This is a genomic window from Phragmitibacter flavus (assembly GCF_005780165.1).
In the GTDB taxonomy this organism is placed as follows: domain Bacteria; phylum Verrucomicrobiota; class Verrucomicrobiia; order Verrucomicrobiales; family Verrucomicrobiaceae; genus Phragmitibacter; species Phragmitibacter flavus.
Genome location: NZ_VAUV01000012.1, coordinates 61,601 through 83,297, shown reverse-complemented (window position 1 = coordinate 83,297; position 21,697 = coordinate 61,601). Strand labels below are relative to the sequence as shown.

Sequence of the window (21,697 nt, the reverse complement as noted above, 5' to 3'; positions counted from 1 at the left end):
ACGCTTGATATTCCCACCACCCTTCATCCAGTCACGCCGCTTCGGCCGACCATGAGAACGCTTCCTTCCATCACCCTAGCTCTGATCTGTCCCCTGGCATCGCTTCTTGCCCAGGCCCCTGCCCCTGCTCCCGCACCGGCAGCAGCCCCAGCAGCCCCCGCCGCCCTGAACCTTGAGCAGGAAGTCGAGCAGCTCTACGGCGAAGCCACCACCGCCTTCAACCGTGGGACATTCGATGTCGCCCTGCAAAAAATTGCCGCCATCCACACCAAGACCAGCGACCGCGACTTCGAGCGTGTCATGTTCCTTGAAGGTGCCTGCCACTACAATCTCGAAGCCTACGACAAGGCCATCGAATTCCTCCAAAAGTTCGTCACCACCTACCCCAACAGCGAAGTCCTTCACGAAGCCAAGATGAGCCTTGGCCGGGCCTACCTCAAATTGAAGAAGGAAGACGAGGGCGTCAAAGTTCTCAAAGAAGTCGCCACCATCCCCACCCTGCGGGATCAGGCCGGGCTTGAAATCGCCTTCTATTTCAAGAGCAACAACAAGCCCGATCAGGCGCTTGAAATTCTTGAAACCATCCTCAAGGACCTCGCCGGACCACCCAGCCAGGAACAGCAACAGGGCATCCTCATGGCTGCCGAAATCTACATCGGCAAAGGCGACTCTGATCAGGCTTCCGCCATGATCGAAAAACTCCGCAGCGGAGCCAGCGCTGATGAAAGCATCGTCCAGCTCAACAACCTCGGCGTCAAAGTTGGCGACGCCATGCTTGAGCAAAAACGCTACCGCGAAGCCCTCCTCGCTTATCAAAGCGTGCGCCGCCACAGCGAAATTCTGCGCATTCAAAAAGGCCGTGTGGAAGCCATCGAAGGCTGGATCAAACAAATCGACGCCGGTCGCCGCGTCTACTTCATGGGCCGCACCCTCAGCAAGGACGAGGCCCAATCGCTGCTCACCGCCAACAAAACCATCCTCGACGAAATCACCAAGGCCACCGACTACGATGCCGCCATTTACTACAAGCTCGGCCAGAGTTTTTACGAAATGGGCCGCTATTACGAATCGCTGCTCGCCTTCACCAAAATCTTCGACGAATTCACCGAATTCCCCGACCGCCACCGCTGCCTGTTCGGCATGATCGTCTGCAACGCCGCCCTCAAGCGCTCCGCCCGCGCTTACACTTTGTGCGAGCAATACATGAACCTCTTCCCTGAAGGCCCCAATGCCCCTCAGGTCACTGAAATGTTCGGCGGACTCGCCTACGAAAGCGGCAACATCAACGCCGCCGTCCGCGCTTTCCAAAAAGCCATCGCCAGCCCCGGTGCCGACAAGGAACGTCTCAACTACCTTCTCGGCATTGTTCTGTTTGAATCCCAACAGTTCGACGATTCCCGCGCCGCGTTCCAATCCCTGCTCGAGGTCAACAAAGAAAGCGCCTACAAAGACGAAGCCCAATACCGCATCGCCCTCACCTACTTCTTCCAAAACGACTCCGTCGGCACCCGCCGCGCCCTTCGCGATTACATCGCCCAAAACGCCCGGGGCCAGTTCGTTGTCGACGCAAGATACCGCCTCGCCTTCATCGACTTCCAGGGCGGCGACAAAGAAGGTGCCCGCAAAGAACTCGAAGCCCTCGTCAAAGAATCTCCGAACGACCCCAACATCGGCCAGGTCTTCTACCTACTCGGCGACATCTACAGCCAGATGCCCCCGCCCAGAGAGGAAGACGCCACCGACTACACCCTGCTCGCCCTCAACGCCTACCGCAGCGCCGTTGAAAAGGCCAAAACCAACGACGTCCTCAGCTTCGCCCTCGAAGCCGCCAACAACATGATGGTCGACCGCGGCATGTGGAATGAGATCTCCGATATGTGGAGCACCCAATACAACTCCAAACAGGGCACTCCCGAGGCTCTTAAGGCCATTCACTGGATCAGCCGCGCCAAGGAACGCGAGGCCAGCCAGCTCCTCAAAGAAGGCAAAACCACTGAAGCCGAAGCCAAAAGCGACGAGGCCCGCAAGCTTGTTGCCAAAGAAGCCTTCCCGTTCCTCGGCAACCCCGCCAATGAACAGGTGGAAATGCTTCTCCAGCAGTTGATCTCCATGATCCTGCCCAAAAAACGCTCCCGCAACATCAGCGCCGAAGCCGCCACCGCCGACATTGAAACCTACGAGAAAAAATTCCGCGACATCCTCCTCCCGGAAGGTGATGCCTCCCTTGTCAACGGCACCGCTGCCGCCCGCGTCCTCTTCGCCCGCGCTCTCATCGCCCGAAGCCTGCGCGACATTCCCAAATACGACAACATCGTCAGCATCATCCCCGACGCCGCCAAAGCCGAGGAACTCAGCCCCCTGCTCCTTTCCACGCTGGGCGAAATGCTCCTCAAACGCGGTGACTTCACAAAAGCCACCGAATACTTCAACATCCTTCGCACCAAATACCCCGACAGCGAATTCGGCGACAAAGCCCCCATCGGCCTCGCCGCCATCGCCTACGAACAAAAGGATTACGACAAAGCACTCGAGCTCTACAATGAGGCCATTGAGAAATACGTTGCCACCTCCGGCATCCTTGACGCCTACCTCGGCAAGGCCAAAACCCTCATGGCCCTCGCCAAGTTCGATGAAGCGACCGAACTCTACGACACCATCCGCAACAACAGGGAATGGCGCGGCGAAGCCACGGCGATTTCTCTCTTCATGCTCGGCCAGATTGCCGACGCCCAGGCCAAACACGAGGAAGCCCTCGGCTGGTATCAACGTTGCTTCCTCACCCAGCGCCGCTACAAGGACTGGTTTGCCAAGTCCTATCTCCATGCCGCGAAAGCCTGCGTCAAACTCAACCGCAGGGAAGACGCCGTCAAACTTCTCCGAGAGATGCTCGCCCGCACCGACATTCAGGATCAACCCGAATTCAACGAAGCTCAGCAATTGCTCCCCACCCTCGGCAGTTAATCCGCCCGCCCCATCCGAATTCTCCATCGACCATTTTCTCTTCTCTTCCGCCATGTCAGCCCCACGCTTCCCGATCTCAACCCCCCTGCGAAACGGCCTCTACGTTTCCTGGCTGCCCATTTTTTTGCTTCTTGCTCTGAACGTCATCAGCATTTCCGAAGCCCACGCCCAGGCCATCATTCTCAAGGACGGGGTGCGGATCGAAAAAGGCAATTTTGAGATCAAGGACAATCAAATTGCCCGCACCGTCACCCTCGGCAACGGCCAGAAGGCGCTCGTCAACATCAACACCAGCGACATCGAGAGCCTCGACTGGCCGGATGTGCCCGAACTCCTCCAAGCCCAAAATCAGTTGAGCGAAGGCAAGCTCAAGGAAGCCTCAGAGACCCTCCAAAAAGCCAAAGAATACTTCACGCCGTTCAAAGACGTCAAAGGCAACCCCTACCAGCAGATTTCGCTGGCCCACGTGGAAGCCCTCGATCAGGCCGGTGATTTTGATGCCCTGCTGCGTGCCCTTCCAGAGGTCGAAAAAATGAAATGGGGCGAACAGGACACCCTCAAACTGCGCATCATCAAACTCAACATGCAGCGGCGCACCTCCTCCAATCACGACGAGCTCCTCACCCAGGCAAAAACCATCCTCGCAAGCACCGACGACTCCGCCATCTCTGGACGCATCTGGATGACCATTGCCGACATCCACCTTCGCAAAGAAGCGTTCGAAGATGCTCTCATGGCCGCGCTTAACGTCCCCGTCTTCTATGGCAGCCAGTCTGCGTTGGTCCCCCAAGCCGAACTTTTCGCCGCCCGCTGCCTCGCCAAAATGGAACGCTTTGAAGATGCCCGCGGTTTCTACCAACGCATCGTTGAAAGCTATCCCGACTCCGAGGCAGGCAATATCGCCAAACAAGAAATGCTCCCCATCGGCGGTCTGCAAAACAAGCCTGATTCCGTCACTCCTGCCAAGACCTCCACCCCCACTCCCACTCCCACGACCACCTCCAACTAAGCAGTCCACCTCCCTTCTCTTTATTTCAACCAATCCAACAACCGACCACATGCAACTCCTCACTCAAAACACACACTCCCCAATCATGCGTCACCTCCGCAACATCCTCCTCGCCTGCGCCCTCGTCTTCACCGTTTCTGCGGCCACCCTATACGCCCAGGAAGAAGCCCCGCCCGCCGAGGGAGCCGAAGTCACCCGCACCGTCGAACACAAGTCGCTGCTCGACAAATTCAAAGAAGGTGGCTGGGTCATGTATCCCCTCACCGTCTTCTCCATGGTGATCGTCTGGCTGTCCACCGACCTCTGGATGCGCACCGCCACGAACAAACTCAGCCCCCCGGCCCACGTCGACGGAGCCAAGGACTTCTTCCGCCTCGGGGACTACGTCGGAGCCTACCAGCACTGCAAAATCAACCCCTCCCCCTTCTGCAATAACGTCCGGGTCGGACTCAGCTTCATCGGCGACGGCCAAGAGGCCACCGAGAACGCCATGTTTGATGAAATCAACAAACTCAACGCCTCCATGACCACGCGCATCAACTACCTCTCCGTTATCGGCGTCTGCGCCCCGATGGTCGGTCTTGTCGGAACCGTCGGCGGGATGATGGGAGCATTCTCCGAAATGGGCACTGCTGGCATCACCAATCCCGGCGCCCTCGCAGGCCACATCGGCGAGGTGCTCATGGCCACCGCCGCCGGTCTCGCCGTCGCCATTCCTGCCTTCATGATGTTCTACGTCCTGCGCAACAAGCTTCAAGGCTCCATGCATCAACTTCAGGACATCACCTTCTCCTTGTTCCGCAAAATGCCCTACGAGGACCTCAAAGATTGCCATGTCGGTGAAGAAGAGTTTTTTGCCGCCCGCCCCAACTGGATTGGCGAAGAAGACGAAGCCACCACCGCCGTCCCCGTCTAATTCCCCATCCCCAATCTCTGGTTTCCAGTCACAAAATTAAACCCATCCCAAAACCTTTTACCTCTTAAAAAAATATGGCTAGCGGCGGCGGAAGTATGGAAAATGGTGAGCCGGAGTTTCAAATCGCTCCGATCATCGACTGTCTCTTGGTGCTGCTCGTGTTCTTCATGAGCATCACCAGCGCCGAAGTCTTGCAAATCGACGACCGCATTGCCCTGCCTGTCGCACCCGATTCCAAGAAGAAGGAAAAGGTCGCGACGCAGGAAGGCGCTCTCAACGTTCGTTGGGACGGTCGGACCCAAAAAAGTGTCTTCAGCTTTGAAGGACCCGACTACGAAAACATTGAAGACCTCACCCAGGTCCTCAGGGAACGCAAAGCCGCCCAGCCGCTATACCACGTCATCATCCGGGGCGACAAAAACCTCCCCGCCATCGAAATCCAACGCACCATGAGCGTCATCGGAGCCGCAGGCATCGACAACATCTCCTTCTCCGCCCTCAACAAGTAATCTCGTCCCATGTCCAACCACCGCAAAGGCCGACGCAACCTGGAAGTCGAATCCATCAACCTGGGATTCCAAATCGCCCCCATGGTGGACGTCATCTTCGTCATCATGCTCTACTTCATGGTCATGGCCGCCGCCGTGAAAGTGGAGCACGAACTCAAAACCAACCTCCCTGGTGTCTCGACTTCCAGCGACCGCATTGAAGACGATCCCGACGAAGTCATCATCGAGATCGACGAAGACGGCATCGTTCTCATGAACGACGAGGAATTTGACACCCCCCAGGACAAAAGCCTCCCCACCCTCACCAACTCCATCGCCCGGCTCAAGGAAGACGCCGACTCCCGTGGCAGCAAAGTCCTCGTCACCATCCAGACCGCCGAACAGGCCAAATACGAGCGCATCATTGACGTCATGAACGCCCTCGCCGCCGCCAAAATCGCCAACGTGACCTTTACCGTGGGCACCGAAGAATTCTAATAACCCGTTCACCTCGATCGTTTTAGCAAACAGCAAAAGACCAGCCTGGCGAAAGCGAAACACGCCAATCAACCTCGCCTTCACTCACCACCACCTTCCCCCAAAAAACCACATGAGCCCTCCATCCAACGCTCCGGACGACAGCCAACCTGTCCCCATTCAGCCATCTGAAGCCTCAACACCCGTCCGGCCCGAGACCAGCTCCGTTCCCATTGCCCCCGTTCAAATCCAGTCCCTCAGCGCCACCAATCGCGAGACCAGTGGCAGCAACTCCGGACCCATCTTCATTCCCGCTGCCCCGTCCTTTATCACCCCTCCCCCGTCCGTCGCCGCCCAAGCGCAACCGACCGAAGTGGAGATCGAATACGATCCGAATCAGCCGCCCGCCATCGAATACGTTGCCCCGCCCAAAAAGAACGCCTTCATTGAATACTGGCGCAAAGCCGGTGGTGGCTCCTTCATGGTCAGCGTCGGCATCCACGCCGCCGGTCTCATCGCCGCCTACTTCGTCGTCGAGACCATCGTTCACGAAAAACAAGTCGACTTCCTGCCCGGGGGCGGCAGCAAGCAGGGCCAGGAAGCCAGCCAGCAACTCACCCAGACTGTTCAACAGAAAAAACGCAGCAACCTCAGCAAAAGCACCCCGATGCGACGCGTCACCGTCGAAGGTGCCAACGCAGTCATCAACCTCCCCGACATTCCCATTGACGATGTCCCGATGCCCGAAACCAGCAGCCTCCTTGGTGGCAGCATGGGCGGCGGTGGTTTCGGTTCCGGCGGACTCGGCAGCGGTGGCGGATTTGGCACCGGTCAGGGGATCGGTGGTCAGGCCGGCTTCATCAGCCTTCCCCCCACCATGAAAAGCCGTTGCAGCAGCGCGGAACGACTCCAAAAACTCGTTGAAAGCGGCGGCAATCCTGAATGCGAACGCGCCGTCAGCCAGGCCCTCGAGTGGCTCAAAACCCAGCAAAACGAAGATGGATCCTGGGGCAGGGGCAACAAGGCCGCCATGACTGGTCTGGCCCTCCTTTGTTATCTCGGTCGCTGCGAAACCCCTGACTCCCCTTTCTATGGCGACAACGTCATGAAAGGCATTCTCTACCTCATTGAGCTCTCTAAGAAAAATGAACACGGCCTGTTCACCGCCAACCCCTCCGGCCACGGCGGCGCCTACGAGCACGGCATCGCCACCTACGCCCTCGGCGAAATGTATACCCTCGCACGCATGGGCAGCAAATCCCTTCCCGGCATGCGCGAAGCCTTCGAACGCGGCGTCGAAATCATCATTGACCAGCAAAACGACAAGGGCTCCTGGGGGTATTATGCCAAAGCCGTGGTGGAAGGCGTGAAAGTCAACAACTCTGACCTTTCGGTCGCCGGCTGGCAGTTTCAGGCCCTCAAAGCCGCCCAACACACCAATCTCAAAATCGCAGGACTTAAACCCGCCGTCGACAAAACCGTTAAATACTTGGAAACCGTCCAAACCAAAGATGGTGGATTCGGCAATACCAATCGGGAGGCCCACTACAACCAGTGGAGCCTCACCGGCGTTGGCATCCTCGGCCTTCAAACCCTTGCCCGCGCCAAAAATGCCCCCATTCGTAAGGGTGTCGGATTCGCCTACGATCTCTTTACCAAGGAACCACCCGCCTGGAACAAAAATGCCAATCTCTATTGCTGGTATTATTACGCCCAGGCATTCTTCCAAAACGGCGGCGAAGAATGGGATCACTGGAACAAAACCGCCCTCCCCGAAATCCTCGCCAATCAGGCCCCCGGAGGCAACTGGAAAACCGAAACTCCCGACTGGTCCGCAGGCGGCACCGCAGGCGTTGGAGCCGACCGCGAACTTTACCGCACCGTTCTTTGCACACTGATGCTTGAGGTCTACTACCGTTATCTCAAGGTCGGCGACAAGGAAGCCGAGTCGATCTTCAACCGTCGCTAATCGCTCACCCATCAGTAACTTCATCCACTGCGTGATCCCACCTGGATCACGCAGTTTTTTTGTTTCCATCCTCGCGGTCCAAAACCTGGGCTTCAGCGCCCAACCCGCCAGGGCAACAATCGAGATTGCGGCGGCAACGGATCCGGGCCACGGCTTCGTCGACACCGCTTTTCGCCAAGGCCCCCAAACCACCATTTCTTCCCCGGCTCCGTTACTACTCCACCACTCCGCTCCCCCTCTTCAACGCACATCCGCTTCAATCGACACATCCACCTGCTGACCCACATAAATCGTCGGGTTCTCAGGCCGCTTCAGCTGGTAAATTACCTGCAACACCCTAGTATCCACCCGCTCGGTGCTTGCCCCGGTCAATGACATCTTGGGAATGACAAAAGGCTCCACCCGCACAAACTCCAGCGGCAACGCCCGCTTTTTATCACCCTTCACGTAAGCAACCGCCCGCTGACCCGGCTGGACCCGCATCGCATTTTGCTCGTCCACATCCACACGAACCTGAAGATTCTCCAAGTCCCCCAAAATCAACGCTGCGTTCCGAGGTGCAAACGACGCATACTCTCCCGCCCGGATGTTCACCTGCAAAATGCTGCCATCGCGCGGAGCCCGCACCGTCAATCGTTCCATCAACAACTCCGTCTGCCTCACCCCTGCCTCCGCTGAGACCACCTCGGCTTTGCTCGCGCTCAACTGCGCTTTCGCCACCATCACATCCATCTCCCGCGTCTTCAGCTCATCCACACTCACCGCCCGGCGATCCGGAACCGCCCGCAACCGGTCCAGCAAATCTTGTGACCGTGCCAGCCCCGCCTCCTGGACCTCCACCCGAGCCTTGGCCACCTCCACTGCCGCCTGCAAACCCACCATCTGTGCCTGCAGATCGCTCTCATCAATCTTGAAAAGCGGCTGCCCTTTTTCCACCTTGTCATTCACCTTTACCATAACCTCCGTCACCAAACCCTGCACCGGAACTCCAATCGACACATTCTCGCTCAATGCCTCGACAATGCCCGTCCCGGCCACCGTGCTCTCAAACGACTTCACTGGCGGAGCCACGGGCGGCGGCGGAATCTCCCCCGAGTTTTGCGCCTGCACCTCGCGAATCACCAGGGTGATTCCCACAAAGCCCGCCAGTGCGAGCCCCAACGTCAAATAGCGAACCCCATTCGATAACCAGTTCATAAATAAAATCCCATCATTCCAATCGGCAGTTCCATGTTAATGATGCTGAAAACTCGGTGCACTGCCGTTCTCGACATCATGCACCTCCACGATACGACCGTCATCCATCTGTGCGATTCGGTCGGCAAAAGAAAAAATCCGATTGTCATGCGTGACGATGATCACGCACCTCCCCGGCACCCTCGCCACCTTGTCGAAAAGCTCCATCACCAGCTCGCCATTCTTCGCATCCAGTGATGCCGTCGGCTCATCACAAATCACCAGCCGCGGCTCATGCACCAGCGCACGCGCAATCGCCACCCGCTGCTGCTGCCCACCTGAGAGTTGCGTCGGCCGATTTTTCCAGCGATCCCCCAGCCCAACCCGGTCGAGCAACTCCCTCGCCCGGTCCTCCGCCACCCGGCTTTTCACGCCTTGGATCAATAACGGCACACTCACATTCTCCGCACAATTCAGCGTGGGGATGAGGTTAAAGCTCTGAAAGATGAACCCAATGTTCAGCGCCCGAAATTTGGTCACCTTGGCCGCGCGCATTCCGTCGAGCCGCTCCCCAAACACCTCAATCGAACCCTCTTCCGATCTCAACGTTCCCGCCAGCACGCTCAACAACGTGGTTTTCCCACAACCCGATGGACCCACCAGCATCATGATCTCCCCATCGCGAGCATCAAAGTCCACGTTCTTCAGGACCGTCAAACGCGATCCTCCATCGCCAAAACTTTTGACGATCCCCTGCGCATGCACCGCAATCTTGTGTTCGGTCGTCTTCATCAAATCAAAGTTTAAGCACGAAACACCATGGCCGGTTCAAATCGACTCACCCGCCAGATCCCCATCAACGCCGCCAGCGCACAGATAAACAAAATTACCCCCAGCGCCGCCACCGGGATGTGCCATGTCATAAAAAACGGTGGCTGCTCATTCTTCAACGCCCCCATCGCAAACGCCGAAGTCGCCAGCATTCCGATCCCATACCCCACCAGCCCCACCGTCAGCGACTGCAACACCAGCATCAGGCACAGCTTGCCGTTTGAAGCCCCCATCGCCTTCAACGCCCCCAGATGCCGAATGTTCTCCAGCACAAACGCATAAAACGTCTGACACGAAATCGCCACCCCCACGATGAACCCCACGATCACCGTCGTCCCGAACGAAATCGGAATCCCCGTGTTTTTCACATACCACCAGATCGTGCTCGTTCCGAAATCCCGGTCGGAAGAACCAAATCCACTGTTCACAAACGCCTTCATCCCCGTCGCCTCTTCAATCTTTTGCGCCGCCACCTCCAGGCTCACCCCTTCTTTCGGCGCCGCAATCACCGCCGACAACATCTTCCTCTGAGCCGGCGAATACTGCAATGCCCGCTCATAAGTCGTCCACACATAAGGCCCCCCCGTAAAGCTGTTCATCGCCTCACAAATCCCCACCACCCGCGCTTCAATATCATTGATCTCAAACATGTCCCCCACCTTGATGTGAGTGCTTTTGTCCCCGGGATTTTTTGCCAGTCTTCTCACCGCCAGATCATCAATCACCACCGTGTTCGGCAACCTCAAATCCTCCAACCTCCCCTCGATCATCTGCACCGGAGCCCCCGCCAGCGTCGTCGGATCAATCCCAATCAACTGGATCACCTTAAACTTGCCATTCTCCAGCCTCACCCGCTGAATCCCCGAATACAACGGCATCGCCCACGCCACCTCATCCACCGATCTCACCCTCGCCACATCCGTATCCCGCAGCGGATTCGTCTCATTCACCTGCTCCACCTTGGCATCAACCACCCACAGCGGAGCCGGCACATTCATCAACGTCGCCCGCGTCCAGTTCATCAAACCAAAAAACACCGAAGTCTGCTGGGCAATCAAAAACGTCGCAAAAAAAATACCTACCACCAGCATCAAATACTTCGCCGTGTCCCCGAACAACATTTTCAAAGCAAGCCGCATCATAAATTTTCGCTTCACCTCCCGATTTCTACAGAAAACACTCAAAATCAACTGACGCAAACCTCTGGACCTCCACTCTGCCGCTGAATTCAACTCACTGAGTTTGAACGTTGTCGTGAATGATTCAATCGCCCAGGCGGAACTTCCTGCTGTTATACGACCAGTCAATCCTGATGGACTCGTCCTTTTCTTGAGAATTAGCGCAGATTCCCATCTTCCCGTTCAAGCAATTCTCAGATTCTCTGTGCAAAAAAAGAATCCCGGCCTCACAGCCGGGATTCACTCTGACGGGGGATTCGATTTCATCAATCACCCCGCCTTTATCCATCCTGATATTGCCGTAGCCCGGCAAGACGGCTAGTTCGAAGGGAGTTGCAGTTCGAACTCCCTCAACTCCTCATCCGTCGCCTGGCCCAGAAGTCCGCGATAGAACGGTCTTTTCAGGTCGGCCCCGCGACCAGCTTCCATCATCAAACGAAACGCCCTGCGGGTGCCCTGAAACAGTCTTTGTCGGTCATTTCGACTTTGCAAAAGCTGACGCATCCAGCGATCCGCTTTGGCGGCCAGAGGATGATCCACCTGCCATTGTTGGTTGACTCGTTGGGCCCAGTCGATCATGCGGCGGTCATCTTGATGAACGGCAATAACCACGGCATTGGAGTCAGAGTTGGAGTTATCGTTGTAGCTGTAGTTTGAATTTGGATTAGGCATAAGAAGGAATAAGTTCGGATTTATTTGAATGGATGACGTTGAGGATTTTGACCTGTAGAGCACCGCGCCCTACCGCCAGTGGCCAGTGGATGGTTTGCGGAGCCTCCCGACCCAGCAATGCCAGTCCCAGTGGCGTCAGAACCGAGATGTTCTCGGGGTTCGCAGACACCTCATGTGGAAGCACCAGCCTGCAAATCGCACGCTCGTGATCATCACAGTATTCAATGTCCACTTGAGCCCCCAAAGCCACGGTTTGCGGCAGGAGTTGGTGGTCTAAAACGACGACCGATTGGTCGATCATTTCTTTTAGCCTGGCGAGGATCAACGGATCAACCCCAGTCGCGAAGACTTCGCCGCGAAGACATGACTTCAATGCGGTTACATCGCTTTGTTTGAGATAGTTTTTCTTTGTTCTCATTGATAAATTTTAAATTTTTGTCGTTGGTGAATGAGCAGGCATGGTTCCCCAAGCGTCTGCATCATGGATTGCCGAATAGGCGAATCACATTCGTTCCCGGAGCAGCATTAACGCTCCAGGCATGGCAGCACCCGACCAGTCATCATTCTGACTTCAGGTGGCCGGTTACAGCTTTGCGTTGTGGTCTCAGTCGACGTGAAAGGTGCTGCCCGCGGATGATCACTCATCCGCAAACTCACGCCGACCGGTTAAATCCGGAAGGCCGCCAACCGGTGCAGACGCAGAAACAGGGCACAAAAAACGGCAACCCCTGACAACGAGGGGTTGCTGTTTTGATGGATCGAATCGGTGCCGGAAAAGTTCACGAATAAGATGAATTACGCGCGCTGCACCGAAGCGGTTGCTTCGATCAATCCAAAACGCCGGCAACGGGGACATGTCTCGAGCCCTGACGACAATATTCTCAAATTCGAGAATTCCCCATTGACCCGCACCCTCCACTTGATTAACATCCCTTAATCAAACCCTAACTGTTCACCCCACCCTCTTCATGGCCAAAGTGGTAATCATTGACGACGAAGCTTCCATTCTGGAGCTGATGAGCCAGGTTTGTCGCAGCCTTGGACACGAAGTGCATGCACGGCAAACTGGCGCTGAAGGACTCCAAACGCTCGGCCAGCTCAAGCCCGAATTGTTGATCGTCGACCTTCACATCGGCGACGTCAACGGTCTGGAAATCATCCAGCAATGCCGCAGCACCTCGCCACAAACCGCCATCATCATGGTGACCGGTCACAGCAGCGTCGAGACCGCCGTCGAAGCCATGCGCCTGGGCGCGTTCGACTACATCGCCAAACCCTTCGAGCTCACCGACCTCAAACTCACCATTGAGCACGCGCTCGGCCAGCAGCCTGCTCCCCCGCTCCCATCCACCTCCAGCAGCAGCAATCCACCATCTTCACGACCACCCCAGCTTGTTGGTGAAAGTGCCGCCATCCAGAAAATCTCCAGCCTCATCCAGCGCGTCGCCGACACCGACAGCCCCGTGCTGTTGGAAGGCGAATTCGGCGTTGGCAAACAACTGATCGCCCGCGTGCTGCACCAGAGCAGCCGTCGCCACGCCGCTCCGTTCAAAGCCATTCAATGCAGCGCACTCTCCGCCGATCTCCTTGAAGCGGAATTGTTCGGCCACGACCAGTCTCACAATAGTATTTTTACCCGCACCCGTGGCGGCACCGTGCACCTCGCCGAGATCCATCACATGCCCATGCACATCCAGGCGCAACTCAACGCCTATCTAGATCAAGCCACCGAGTCCGGTGCCTCATTTCGCCTCATCACTTCCACCTCGCAGCATCTTGATGAAGCCATTCGCAACGGCCAGTTCAGGGAGGATCTGTATTACAAAATCTCCGTCGTGCCGGTGCACATTCCCCCCCTGCGCGAACGCCGCGAAGACATCGCCCTGCTGATCCAAAACATTCTGCGCGAACAAGCCCTTCGCAGCGGCAGTCCGATGAAACGCATTGAACCTTACGCCTCCGAGTTCCTGCAAAAATACCCCTGGCCCGGCAACATCAGTGAGCTCCGCAACGCCGTCGAACGCGCCTGCGCGATGTCCGAAAACGACACCATCCAGCCTGCGGATCTGCCCGCCAAAGTCACTCAAAAAAGCGACACCTCAGCCGCCACCGCATCATCGAATCATGAGCCGATAAGCCTGCCGATTGGCAGCACGCTCGACAGCTTCGTGCGCGTCCAGGAAAAGCTTTTCATCAACGAGACCCTCAAATACAACAACGGCTCACGCGAAAAAACCGCCAGCATGCTCGGCGTCAGCATCGCCACCCTCTATCGCAAGATGGAACTCAACGTCGAGCGTCGCACCACCTCATAGTCTCAGCTCAATAACGCGGCACCGACGCATCCACCGTTTCCGACCACGCATCAATGCCACCGGTGAGGTTGATCACATCTTCATATCCCTGCTGTCTCAGCCAGTTGGCCGCACGTTGACTGCGCATGCCATGGTGACAATACACCACGATCGTCTCCGACTTCTCCCCCAGTTTTCCCGGAGCCAGGTCCGCAAAATTGGACAACGGAATCAACTCTGAACCTGGCAATCGACAGATCTCATATTCGTCCTGCTCGCGCACATCAACCAAACGGAAGTTGGGATTGCCCTCACCGATCCACCGCGACAACTCTTCTGCCGTGACCTCTGTCGTCTTCATCTCGCTCATAGAATTGATTGAATTGAATTGGATTGGATCGTTGACCACTCAATACTTTACCACCACCGGCGTGCCAATCGACACGTTGCGATAAAACGTCTGCGCCATGTGATCCGGCATGCGCACACAACCATGCGAAGCCGGATACCCCGGCAGAAATCCCGCATGCATGCCGATCCCCCGATTAAACCTCATGAAATACGGCATTGATGCTCCACGATACTTCGAACCCGGCGGTCTTGGGTCCACACCGCTTTCAATGTTCTCCGCCACCACATTGCCTGAAGCATCCACGTAGTCTCCATACTGACTGGAACGATGCGCCGGACTCTTCTGCTGAATGCGGTAAGATCCCGTCGGCGTCGGGTGATTTTCCTCCCCGGTCGACACGCTGGAAACCCCCACCACTTCACTGCCCTTGTAAAAATACGCCTTCTGTTCGCCCAGCGAAATCACCACCTTGGGAGCCCCTGCCACGCCATCGCCCTTCCACCACGACTCCACATCCACCTGCTGCAACGCATAACGCGGTGCCGCGCTTCTCGTGCCGTCGATGTATTGCGTCTCTCCCGTCAGCTTGTGTTTTTTCTGCCTGCCTGCACAACTGCTCATGGCAACGGCAATCATGAAACAACCCAAAGTTCGCAGGACGGTTGGAGAAAGGGAAAACAGTGCCATGAGAAACGTGCTTCGACTATGCACCATTGGCCGGCCTTGTCCAATCTTGCGCTTTTTCAACTTCTGCCCACCAACTTCGTCCATCCGCAATAACCAGTTGAGAATTCGCCCAACTTCGATGACAATCCAAAGTTCAGGTCCATCCGGCGCGCTCTTTCCTTCGGCGCCAGACCAGGATCCTGCCAGTCCCTTCCTTCATCTCACCCATGCCTACCTACGAATACGAATGCACCACCTGTGGCCACGCTTTTGAGGTCGTCCAGTCCATGAAAGACGCGCGCCTCACCGATTGCCCCCAGGAAGGTTGCGCTGGTCCTGTGCATCGCAAAATCGGCCGCGGAGCCGGCATCATCTTCAAAGGCAGCGGTTTCTACCAGACCGACTACCGCAGCGAGTCCTACAAAGCCGCCGCCAAACAAGACAGCTCGGCCGCCTCCGCTCCCGCACCCTCCGCCGCCCCGGCACCGGCTCCTTCAGCCCCCTCGCCTTCCGCTCCCGCCAAATCGGCCTAGCGTTGTTCTCCCTCACCCACCTCAATCTCACGCCGAGTGTTCCGCCTCCTTTCTCATCTCATCGCACTCGCATGGGTGAGCCTGCTTGCTGCTGGCGCCATTCAATCGCATCGCGCCCCCGCTTGGGCGGAATCCCTCGCCGCATCCAAAGACAACGCCGGTCCCGCCCCCGCCCCGGCTCTGTTTGAACGCATCGAGCAAGGCCTCTACAAACGCAACGCTCCCGTCGTCATCACCGAAGCGGAACTCAACCGTTACCTCAACGCCCACCTGCGCGCCATGTCCACCGGTCCACTGGCAGAGAACATCTCCATCGACCGCTTCTATGTGCAGTGCCAGCGCGAGGGATTCGAGGTTCGACTGCTCTGGCGTGCCACCAACAACCATCCTGCCACCGCCTCCATGCGCTTCCAGGTCACCCGCAAAGAGAACCAGTTTTTGATCGAACCCGTCGGTGGCAGCTACGGACGCATGAACGTTCCACGCGGCATCATGGCCCCCATCCTTCCCGCCCTGCAAAGCCTTGCAACCTCGCTCAAAAGCGAACTCGACCTCGCCTTCCAGATGAACCAGCTCAAGTTCGAACCCGGCAAAATCGTGCTTGATCCCCGACTCGAAACTGTCGCAAGATAGGAGTCGACTCCAGCCCATGCCCCGCCGTCTTGCCGCCCCCTCTCTGATCCTGACCGCCGTCGCTGCGGCCATGGTCACCGCTTCGATCCTGTTCGGCCAGCAAGCGCCACCCAAAAACGAACTGCCCGCGACCATCGAAGCCGCCCCCGGCCTCATGGCTCCTGCCGCGCCCTCCGACGGCCAGTTGTCCGCCGCCCCCACCACCAACGCATCGGCCCCCGTCACCAGTTCCACCAGCGCCAGCAAACAATTCATTGTGCATGGGGCCGACCTCCGCACCCGCAGCGTCTTCTGCCTGCTCGCCGATGACACCGCCGGTTCCCTCGACCGACTCCTCAAAGATCCCACGGTCGAAAAACTTCCCGTCGTCATCGTCCTCAAAACTGCCGCTGAAGCCGTGCGCACCGGTCCCGCCGTCACCACCAACATCAGCCAGCTCGCCCACGGCGGTTTTCATCTTCAAGTCACCGTGCAACTCCGGCAGGGTTTCCTCACCGAGAACTTCACTGATGAACTGGTGCGCATCCTCCTTGCCGAGCGCATCCTCCGTCAGCACAAGGAACTCAACACCACCCGCCAACGCGTCCTTCCCGACTGGCTGCTGACCGGCGTCAGCGAAGCCCTGAACTTCCGCAACCGTGCCAAACCCAGCGCGTTGTTCGCCGCCGTCTTCCGCAGTGGACGCGTCTACAGCATCGACGCCCTCCTGCAAGCCGACGCCGCCCAGCTCGACGCCCTGTCCCGTGGCATCTACGAAGCCTCTTCCTGCGCCCTTGTGCTGACCCTGCTGGACCAACCCGAAGGGACCATTCGCTTCGGCAAATTTCTCAACGCCCTCGCCACCGACTCCAAGCCTGATCGCGAACTCCTCCAACAACAATTCCCCACCCTCGGCGTCTCCAACAACAGCCTTGAGAAATGGTGGTCGTTACAAATGGCAACCCTGGCCACACCGAGCACGCTGGAAACCATGAGCGTCGCCGAAACCGAACGTCAACTCGACACCGCCCTCACCCTCGAATTCAAACCCACTCCGCAGGTCGCTGCCAAATCGAAGAAAAAGTCTACACCCAAACCCACCGCCGAAGCAGCTCCCACGCCCGCTCCAACCCCAAGCCCCGAAGAATCTCCCGAAGCCGAGCCCGAGAAGGAAGAAAAAAAATCCCGTTTCGGCCTGCCCTTTTTCAAACCAAAAAGCAAAGAGATCATCTTTCCCTTCACCAAACGCAAACCCGCCGACAGCGAGGCCGAGGAGAAACCCGAAGAGTCAAAACCAGAAGCCACGCCAAAGCCAGAAACCAAACCAGGAGCCGAACCAGCTCCCGCACCCGTGGGTTCGCTGCCGAAAAAACCTGCCTCAAAACGCGACATCAGCGACCAGCCCGCGATTCCCGCCGCTGAACCGTCACCACCTCCCAGCCTTCCCGCCAAAACCGGTGCCACCCGCGACATCAGCGATCAACCTCCCATGGTCCCCGCTGAATCCCCTGCTCCCCCTGAAGAGGCAGAACCCGAAGCCACCGCAGACGAGAAAAAACCCAGCGCCCTCAATCCCTTGAACTGGTTCCGCAAAAACGAACCCGCCGCCCCCGAGAATCCCGAATCCGCCCCCGCTCCAGAAGGCCCTCCATCCGACACCGCCCAGAGCCAGCAGCCGCAAACACCAAGACCCACACCTGCACCTGCTCCTGCCCCGGTTACCCCAGAAATCCTCACCGCACCGCTCGCCGATTTCGCCCAGATCATGAAGCGCAGCGACCGCGACACCATTCTTCAGACCAACCTCGACCGACTCAACGCGCTAAAACTTCGCGCCCATCCACTTTACCGACCGCTCATTGCCGACTACGCGCTGGTTGTGCAGACCCTCCTTCGCGGTAAAGACAAAGGCATGTCCGAAAAAATCGCCCAGCTTTCCAGCGTTCGTGAACAAATCCATACCCAGGCCATGGACGTCGAAAGATACGTCGACACCTACATCGCCAACCACTCCGGCTTCAGCAACACTTTCGAAGATTACCTCAAACTCCGCGATCAAATCGACGAAGAACTCCACCCTCGCAGCGACGCCATCTCCCAATACCTCGACGCCCTCGACAAGGAATATCAGTAGCCGTCGCGCCTCACCTTACCTCACCTTTCGTTCCACAAGAAAAAAGCTGCACGTTGCTCAATGCCGTGCATCGTATTCATTCACGCGACCACACCACACGGCGCCCTTTTTTCCGCATGAGTTCCGCAAAACCAAGTCTGGACGCCTTGCGCATTGATCGCAGCGCCCCTCCCCAACGTCGGCGATCCCCCTGGACGCTACCGCTCACCCTCGTCATTCTTCTCGTCATCGCTGGCGGCGCATGGATGCTCTTCGGTCCCAAGCCCCCTGAAGTCCAGACCACCATCGCTCTCGAACAAACCACCACTGGACCCAACGCCTCCCCCACCCAGACCACGCTCCTCAACGCCTCCGGATACATCACCGCCCGCCGCGCCTCCACGGTCTCCTCCAAAGTCACCGGCAAGGTCACCGAAGTCCTCATCGAAGAAGGCATGAAGGTCGAAAAAGACCAGATCCTTGCCCACATCGACGCCACCAACGTCACCGCCAGCCTGCGCCTCGCCGAAGCCCAACTCTACTCCGCCCAACAGGCCATCGAGGAAATCAAACCCAACCTCACCTTTGCCGAAAAAGAACTCACCCGCTTCACCGAACTCGTCGCCACCAAAGCCGCCAGCACCTCCGACCTCAACCGCGCCGAAGCCGAAACCAGCTCCCTCCGTGCCCGACTCAACAAACTCAACGCCGACATCGCCGTTGCCGAACGCGAAGTCGACTCCTGGAAACAACAAGTCGAGGACACCATCATCCGCGCCCCCTTCACCGGCATCGTCACCGTAAAAAACGCCCAGCCCGGCGAGATGATCTCCCCCATGTCCTCCGGCGGATTCACGCGCACCGGCATCTGCACGATTGTCGACATGGACTCCCTCGAAATCGACGTCGACGTCAACGAAAGCTACATCAACCGCGTCCGGGCCAACCAACCCGTCGAAGCCATCCTCGACTCCTACGCCGACTGGAAAATCCCCTCCAAAGTCATCGCCATCATCCCCACCGCCGACCGCCAGAAAGCCACCGTCAAAGTCCGGGTCGCCATCGAAGTTCGCGACCCTCGCATCCTTCCCGACATGGGTGTCAAAGTCGCCTTCAAAAGCGCCCCTCAAAAGCAGGATGAAACCGCCACCAAACCATCCGGACCACGCCTCACCCTCATCCCCCAGGCTGCCCTCCGCAGCATCGACAACCTCGACATCGTCTGGATCATCGACAACGACCGCGCCCAGAAACGCGAAGTCACCGTCGCCCAAACCAACGGCGACCAAACCCTCCTCTCCTCCGGCATCGCCCCCGGCGAAACCATCATCATTGATGCCCCCTCCGACCTCAAAGAAGGCACCAAAGTCACCGAGAAAAAATCATGAGCACCACCCATCCCGCCATCGTCAACATCCAGGGCGTCAGCAAAACCTTCAAGCGCGGCTCCGAAGACATCCATGTCCTCTCCAGCCTTAACCTCGAAGTCAAGCAAGGCGAATTCCTCGCGTTGATGGGTCCCTCCGGCTCTGGCAAATCGACCCTCTTGAATCTCATTGGCGGCCTCGACCGACCCACCACCGGCACCGTCGAGATCGGCAACGAACCCATCAACCACCTCTCTGACCGACAGCTCGCCGCCTGGCGCGCCCGCCACATCGGTTTCATCTTCCAGTTCTACAACTTGCTCCCGGTCCTCAGCGCCCAGCGAAATGTCGAACTCCCCCTTCTCCTCACCCATCTCAACAAAGCCCAGCGCCGCCAGCACGCCGAAACCGCCCTCACCGTTGTCGGCCTTTCGCACCGTCTCAAACACCACCCCCGCACCATGTCCGGTGGTGAACAACAACGCGTCGGCATTGCCCGCGCCATCGTTACCGATCCCACCCTCCTCCTCTGCGACGAACCCACCGGCGATCTCGACCGCAAATCCGGCGACGACATCCTCACTCTTCTTCAGACCCTCAACAAAGAGCACGGCAAAACCATCATCATGGTCACCCACGACCCCCACGCCTCCGAGCGCGCCTCCCGCACCGTCCACCTCGACAAGGGCCAGCTTTCCTCCACCGCTCAGTAAATCCTACTCTTCCTCTTACTCCTACTCGTCCTCGACATCGTCCCGCTTCCCAGCACCAACGGTGCGACCCACGACAGCCTGGGGCAACGCCCCAGGTCGTTTAACAAGAAACCGCAAAGCCCTGCTGCGAAGCCGCGAAGCGAACGGGCACCCTATCTTCCTCCAATGAAATTCCTTTCATTAGTCTTCAGCAACCTCAAACGCAAGAAGCTGCGCACCGTCCTCACCGTGCTCTCCATCTTCGTTGCCTTCGTGCTCTTCGGCACCCTTTGCATCATCAAGGAAGCCTTCACCGGCGGCATCTCCATGGCCGGAGCCGACCGCCTCATGGTCATGCATAAGATGTCCATCATTCAGTCCCTCCCCATCAGCTACACTGACCGCATCGCCAACCTCCCCGGCGTCGCCGCCATCACCCATCTCTCCTGGTTCGGCGGCTATTACAAAGACCCAAAAAACTTCCTCGCCAGTTTTCCCGTCAATCCCGACACCTACTTCGCCATGTTCCCGGAGTTCACCGTTCCCCCCGAACAAATGGCCGCCTGGAAAGCCAAACGCAACGGCGTCATCGTCGGGAAAGGCCTCTTCGACCGCTACGCCAAATCCGACGGATGGAAGATCGGCAGCGTCATCCCCGTCAACTCCCCCATCTGGCGTCGCGAAGGCGACAACGAAACTTGGGAATTCGAAATCGTCGGCGTCTACGACGTTACCAAAAAAGGAGCCGACAACACCCAGTTCCTCTTTCACTACGACTACTTCGACGAAGGCCGAACCCTCAGCAAAGGCGAAATCGGCTGGTTCAGTGTCCGCGTCAAAGACCCCGACCGCGCCCCGGACATCGCCGCCGCCATCGACAAGGAATTCGCCAACTCCGCCTACGAAACCAAAGCCCAAACCGAAGCCGCCGCCATGCAAGGTTTCGCCTCCCAAGTCGGCGACATTGGCACCATCCTCACCGCCGTCCTCAGCGCCGTGTTCTTCACCATCCTCCTCGTCGCCGGCAACACCATGGGCCAGGCCGTGCGCGAACGCACCGAAGAGATCGGCGTCCTCAAAGCCATGGGCTTCACCAACGGCCTCGTTCTTTTCCTTGTCCTCGCCGAATCCACCGTCATCGCCCTCATCGGCGGGCTTCTCGGCCTCACCGTCGCCAAACTCATCGCCCTCGCCGGCAGCCCTGTTCCCGAAATGCTGCCCATCTTCAACTTCTCCGACCGCGACCTCATCACCGGCCTCATCCTCGTCATCGTCCTCGGCATCATCGCCGGCATCATCCCCGCCCTCCAAGCCATGCGCCTCCAAATCGCCGTCGCCCTGCGACGATAATCCCCCATGGAGCGCCGACGTGTCGTCGGCCATCAACCTTT

At 57.9% G+C, this 21,697-nt stretch carries 20 protein-coding genes; 13 read left to right on the top strand and 7 right to left on the bottom strand.

Features of this window, described 5'->3' with window-relative positions:
• Window positions 1-51 precede the first annotated feature (51 nt).
• The 6 genes from FEM03_RS16635 (at window position 52) to FEM03_RS16610 (ending at window position 7,820) form a co-directional block, all read left to right on the top strand.
• The gene (locus tag FEM03_RS16635; RefSeq protein WP_166442923.1) at window positions 52-2,961 is read left to right on the top strand and encodes a tetratricopeptide repeat protein; all 2,910 of its coding nucleotides are present in this window, start codon (window positions 52-54) and stop codon (window positions 2,959-2,961) included.
• 52 nt (window positions 2,962-3,013) lie between these two features.
• Complete coding sequence (locus FEM03_RS16630; protein ID WP_138087414.1) at window positions 3,014-3,970, top strand: tetratricopeptide repeat protein; 957 nt, start codon at window positions 3,014-3,016, stop codon at window positions 3,968-3,970.
• Window positions 3,971-4,055: 85 nt separating this feature from the next.
• Complete coding sequence (locus FEM03_RS16625) at window positions 4,056-4,886, top strand: MotA/TolQ/ExbB proton channel family protein (RefSeq protein ID WP_240772815.1); 831 nt, start codon at window positions 4,056-4,058, stop codon at window positions 4,884-4,886.
• A gap of 74 nt (window positions 4,887-4,960) precedes the next feature.
• Window positions 4,961-5,395, top strand: coding sequence for an ExbD/TolR family protein (locus tag FEM03_RS16620; RefSeq protein ID WP_138087412.1), 435 nt, complete (start codon window positions 4,961-4,963; stop codon window positions 5,393-5,395).
• A gap of 9 nt (window positions 5,396-5,404) precedes the next feature.
• The gene (locus FEM03_RS16615; RefSeq protein WP_138087411.1) at window positions 5,405-5,872 is read left to right on the top strand and encodes an ExbD/TolR family protein; all 468 of its coding nucleotides are present in this window, start codon (window positions 5,405-5,407) and stop codon (window positions 5,870-5,872) included.
• Window positions 5,873-5,984: 112 nt separating this feature from the next.
• Window positions 5,985-7,820: a prenyltransferase/squalene oxidase repeat-containing protein gene (locus FEM03_RS16610; RefSeq protein ID WP_138087410.1), complete on the top strand. Its 1,836-nt coding sequence runs from the start codon at window positions 5,985-5,987 to the stop codon at window positions 7,818-7,820.
• A gap of 240 nt (window positions 7,821-8,060) precedes the next feature.
• On the opposite strand, the gene FEM03_RS16605 is transcribed toward FEM03_RS16610, so the two are convergent.
• The 5 genes from FEM03_RS16605 to FEM03_RS16585 all read right to left on the bottom strand — a co-directional run bounded on the left by FEM03_RS16605 (window position 8,061) and on the right by FEM03_RS16585 (window position 12,095).
• Window positions 8,061-9,017, bottom strand: coding sequence for an efflux RND transporter periplasmic adaptor subunit (locus tag FEM03_RS16605; protein WP_138087409.1), 957 nt, complete (start codon window positions 9,015-9,017; stop codon window positions 8,061-8,063).
• Between the two features lie 36 nt (window positions 9,018-9,053).
• Window positions 9,054-9,788, bottom strand: a complete 735-nt coding sequence (locus FEM03_RS16600; RefSeq protein ID WP_138087408.1) for an ABC transporter ATP-binding protein — start codon at window positions 9,786-9,788, stop codon at window positions 9,054-9,056.
• Between the two features lie 11 nt (window positions 9,789-9,799).
• Complete coding sequence (locus tag FEM03_RS16595; protein WP_240772819.1) at window positions 9,800-10,948, bottom strand: ABC transporter permease; 1,149 nt, start codon at window positions 10,946-10,948, stop codon at window positions 9,800-9,802.
• Between the two features lie 375 nt (window positions 10,949-11,323).
• The gene (locus FEM03_RS16590) at window positions 11,324-11,677 is read right to left on the bottom strand and encodes a hypothetical protein (RefSeq protein WP_138087406.1); all 354 of its coding nucleotides are present in this window, start codon (window positions 11,675-11,677) and stop codon (window positions 11,324-11,326) included.
• Window positions 11,670-12,095, bottom strand: a complete 426-nt coding sequence (locus tag FEM03_RS16585) for a GreA/GreB family elongation factor (RefSeq protein WP_138087405.1) — start codon at window positions 12,093-12,095, stop codon at window positions 11,670-11,672. Before FEM03_RS16585 ends, FEM03_RS16590 begins: the two co-directional genes overlap by 8 nt.
• Window positions 12,096-12,645: 550 nt before the next feature.
• Between FEM03_RS16585 and FEM03_RS16580 the strand changes: the two genes are divergently transcribed.
• On the top strand, window positions 12,646-13,992 hold the full coding sequence (locus tag FEM03_RS16580; protein ID WP_138087404.1) for a sigma-54-dependent transcriptional regulator: 1,347 nt from the start codon (window positions 12,646-12,648) through the stop codon (window positions 13,990-13,992).
• 7 nt (window positions 13,993-13,999) lie between these two features.
• Here FEM03_RS16580 and FEM03_RS16575 read toward each other — a convergent pair whose 3' ends face one another.
• Together FEM03_RS16575 and FEM03_RS16570 are read right to left on the bottom strand one after the other, a co-directional pair.
• Window positions 14,000-14,332, bottom strand: a complete 333-nt coding sequence (locus tag FEM03_RS16575) for a rhodanese-like domain-containing protein (protein WP_138087403.1) — start codon at window positions 14,330-14,332, stop codon at window positions 14,000-14,002.
• 48 nt (window positions 14,333-14,380) lie between these two features.
• Window positions 14,381-15,010 (bottom strand): L,D-transpeptidase, encoded by a 630-nt coding sequence (locus FEM03_RS16570; RefSeq protein WP_138087402.1) that lies wholly within the window; start codon window positions 15,008-15,010, stop codon window positions 14,381-14,383.
• Window positions 15,011-15,216: 206 nt separating this feature from the next.
• On the opposite strand from FEM03_RS16570, the gene FEM03_RS16565 reads away from it, so the two are divergent.
• The 6 genes from FEM03_RS16565 (at window position 15,217) to FEM03_RS16540 (ending at window position 21,656) form a co-directional block, all read left to right on the top strand.
• Complete coding sequence (locus FEM03_RS16565; RefSeq protein WP_138087401.1) at window positions 15,217-15,522, top strand: FmdB family zinc ribbon protein; 306 nt, start codon at window positions 15,217-15,219, stop codon at window positions 15,520-15,522.
• Between the two features lie 36 nt (window positions 15,523-15,558).
• On the top strand, window positions 15,559-16,155 hold the full coding sequence (locus FEM03_RS16560; protein ID WP_138087400.1) for a hypothetical protein: 597 nt from the start codon (window positions 15,559-15,561) through the stop codon (window positions 16,153-16,155).
• A gap of 16 nt (window positions 16,156-16,171) precedes the next feature.
• A complete protein-coding gene (locus tag FEM03_RS16555) occupies window positions 16,172-18,268 on the top strand; it encodes a hypothetical protein (RefSeq protein WP_138087399.1) in 2,097 nt (698 codons plus the stop codon).
• Window positions 18,269-18,384: 116 nt separating this feature from the next.
• Window positions 18,385-19,635 carry an efflux RND transporter periplasmic adaptor subunit gene (locus tag FEM03_RS16550; RefSeq protein ID WP_138087398.1) on the top strand — a complete coding sequence of 417 codons (1,251 nt, stop codon included), beginning with the start codon at window positions 18,385-18,387 and terminating at the stop codon, window positions 19,633-19,635.
• Window positions 19,632-20,327 carry an ABC transporter ATP-binding protein gene (locus tag FEM03_RS16545; RefSeq protein ID WP_138087397.1) on the top strand — a complete coding sequence of 232 codons (696 nt, stop codon included), beginning with the start codon at window positions 19,632-19,634 and terminating at the stop codon, window positions 20,325-20,327. The genes FEM03_RS16550 and FEM03_RS16545 overlap by 4 nt, the downstream gene beginning before the upstream one ends.
• 165 nt (window positions 20,328-20,492) lie before the next feature.
• The gene (locus FEM03_RS16540; protein ID WP_138087396.1) at window positions 20,493-21,656 is read left to right on the top strand and encodes an ABC transporter permease; all 1,164 of its coding nucleotides are present in this window, start codon (window positions 20,493-20,495) and stop codon (window positions 21,654-21,656) included.
• The last annotated feature ends 41 nt before the right edge of the window (window positions 21,657-21,697 follow it).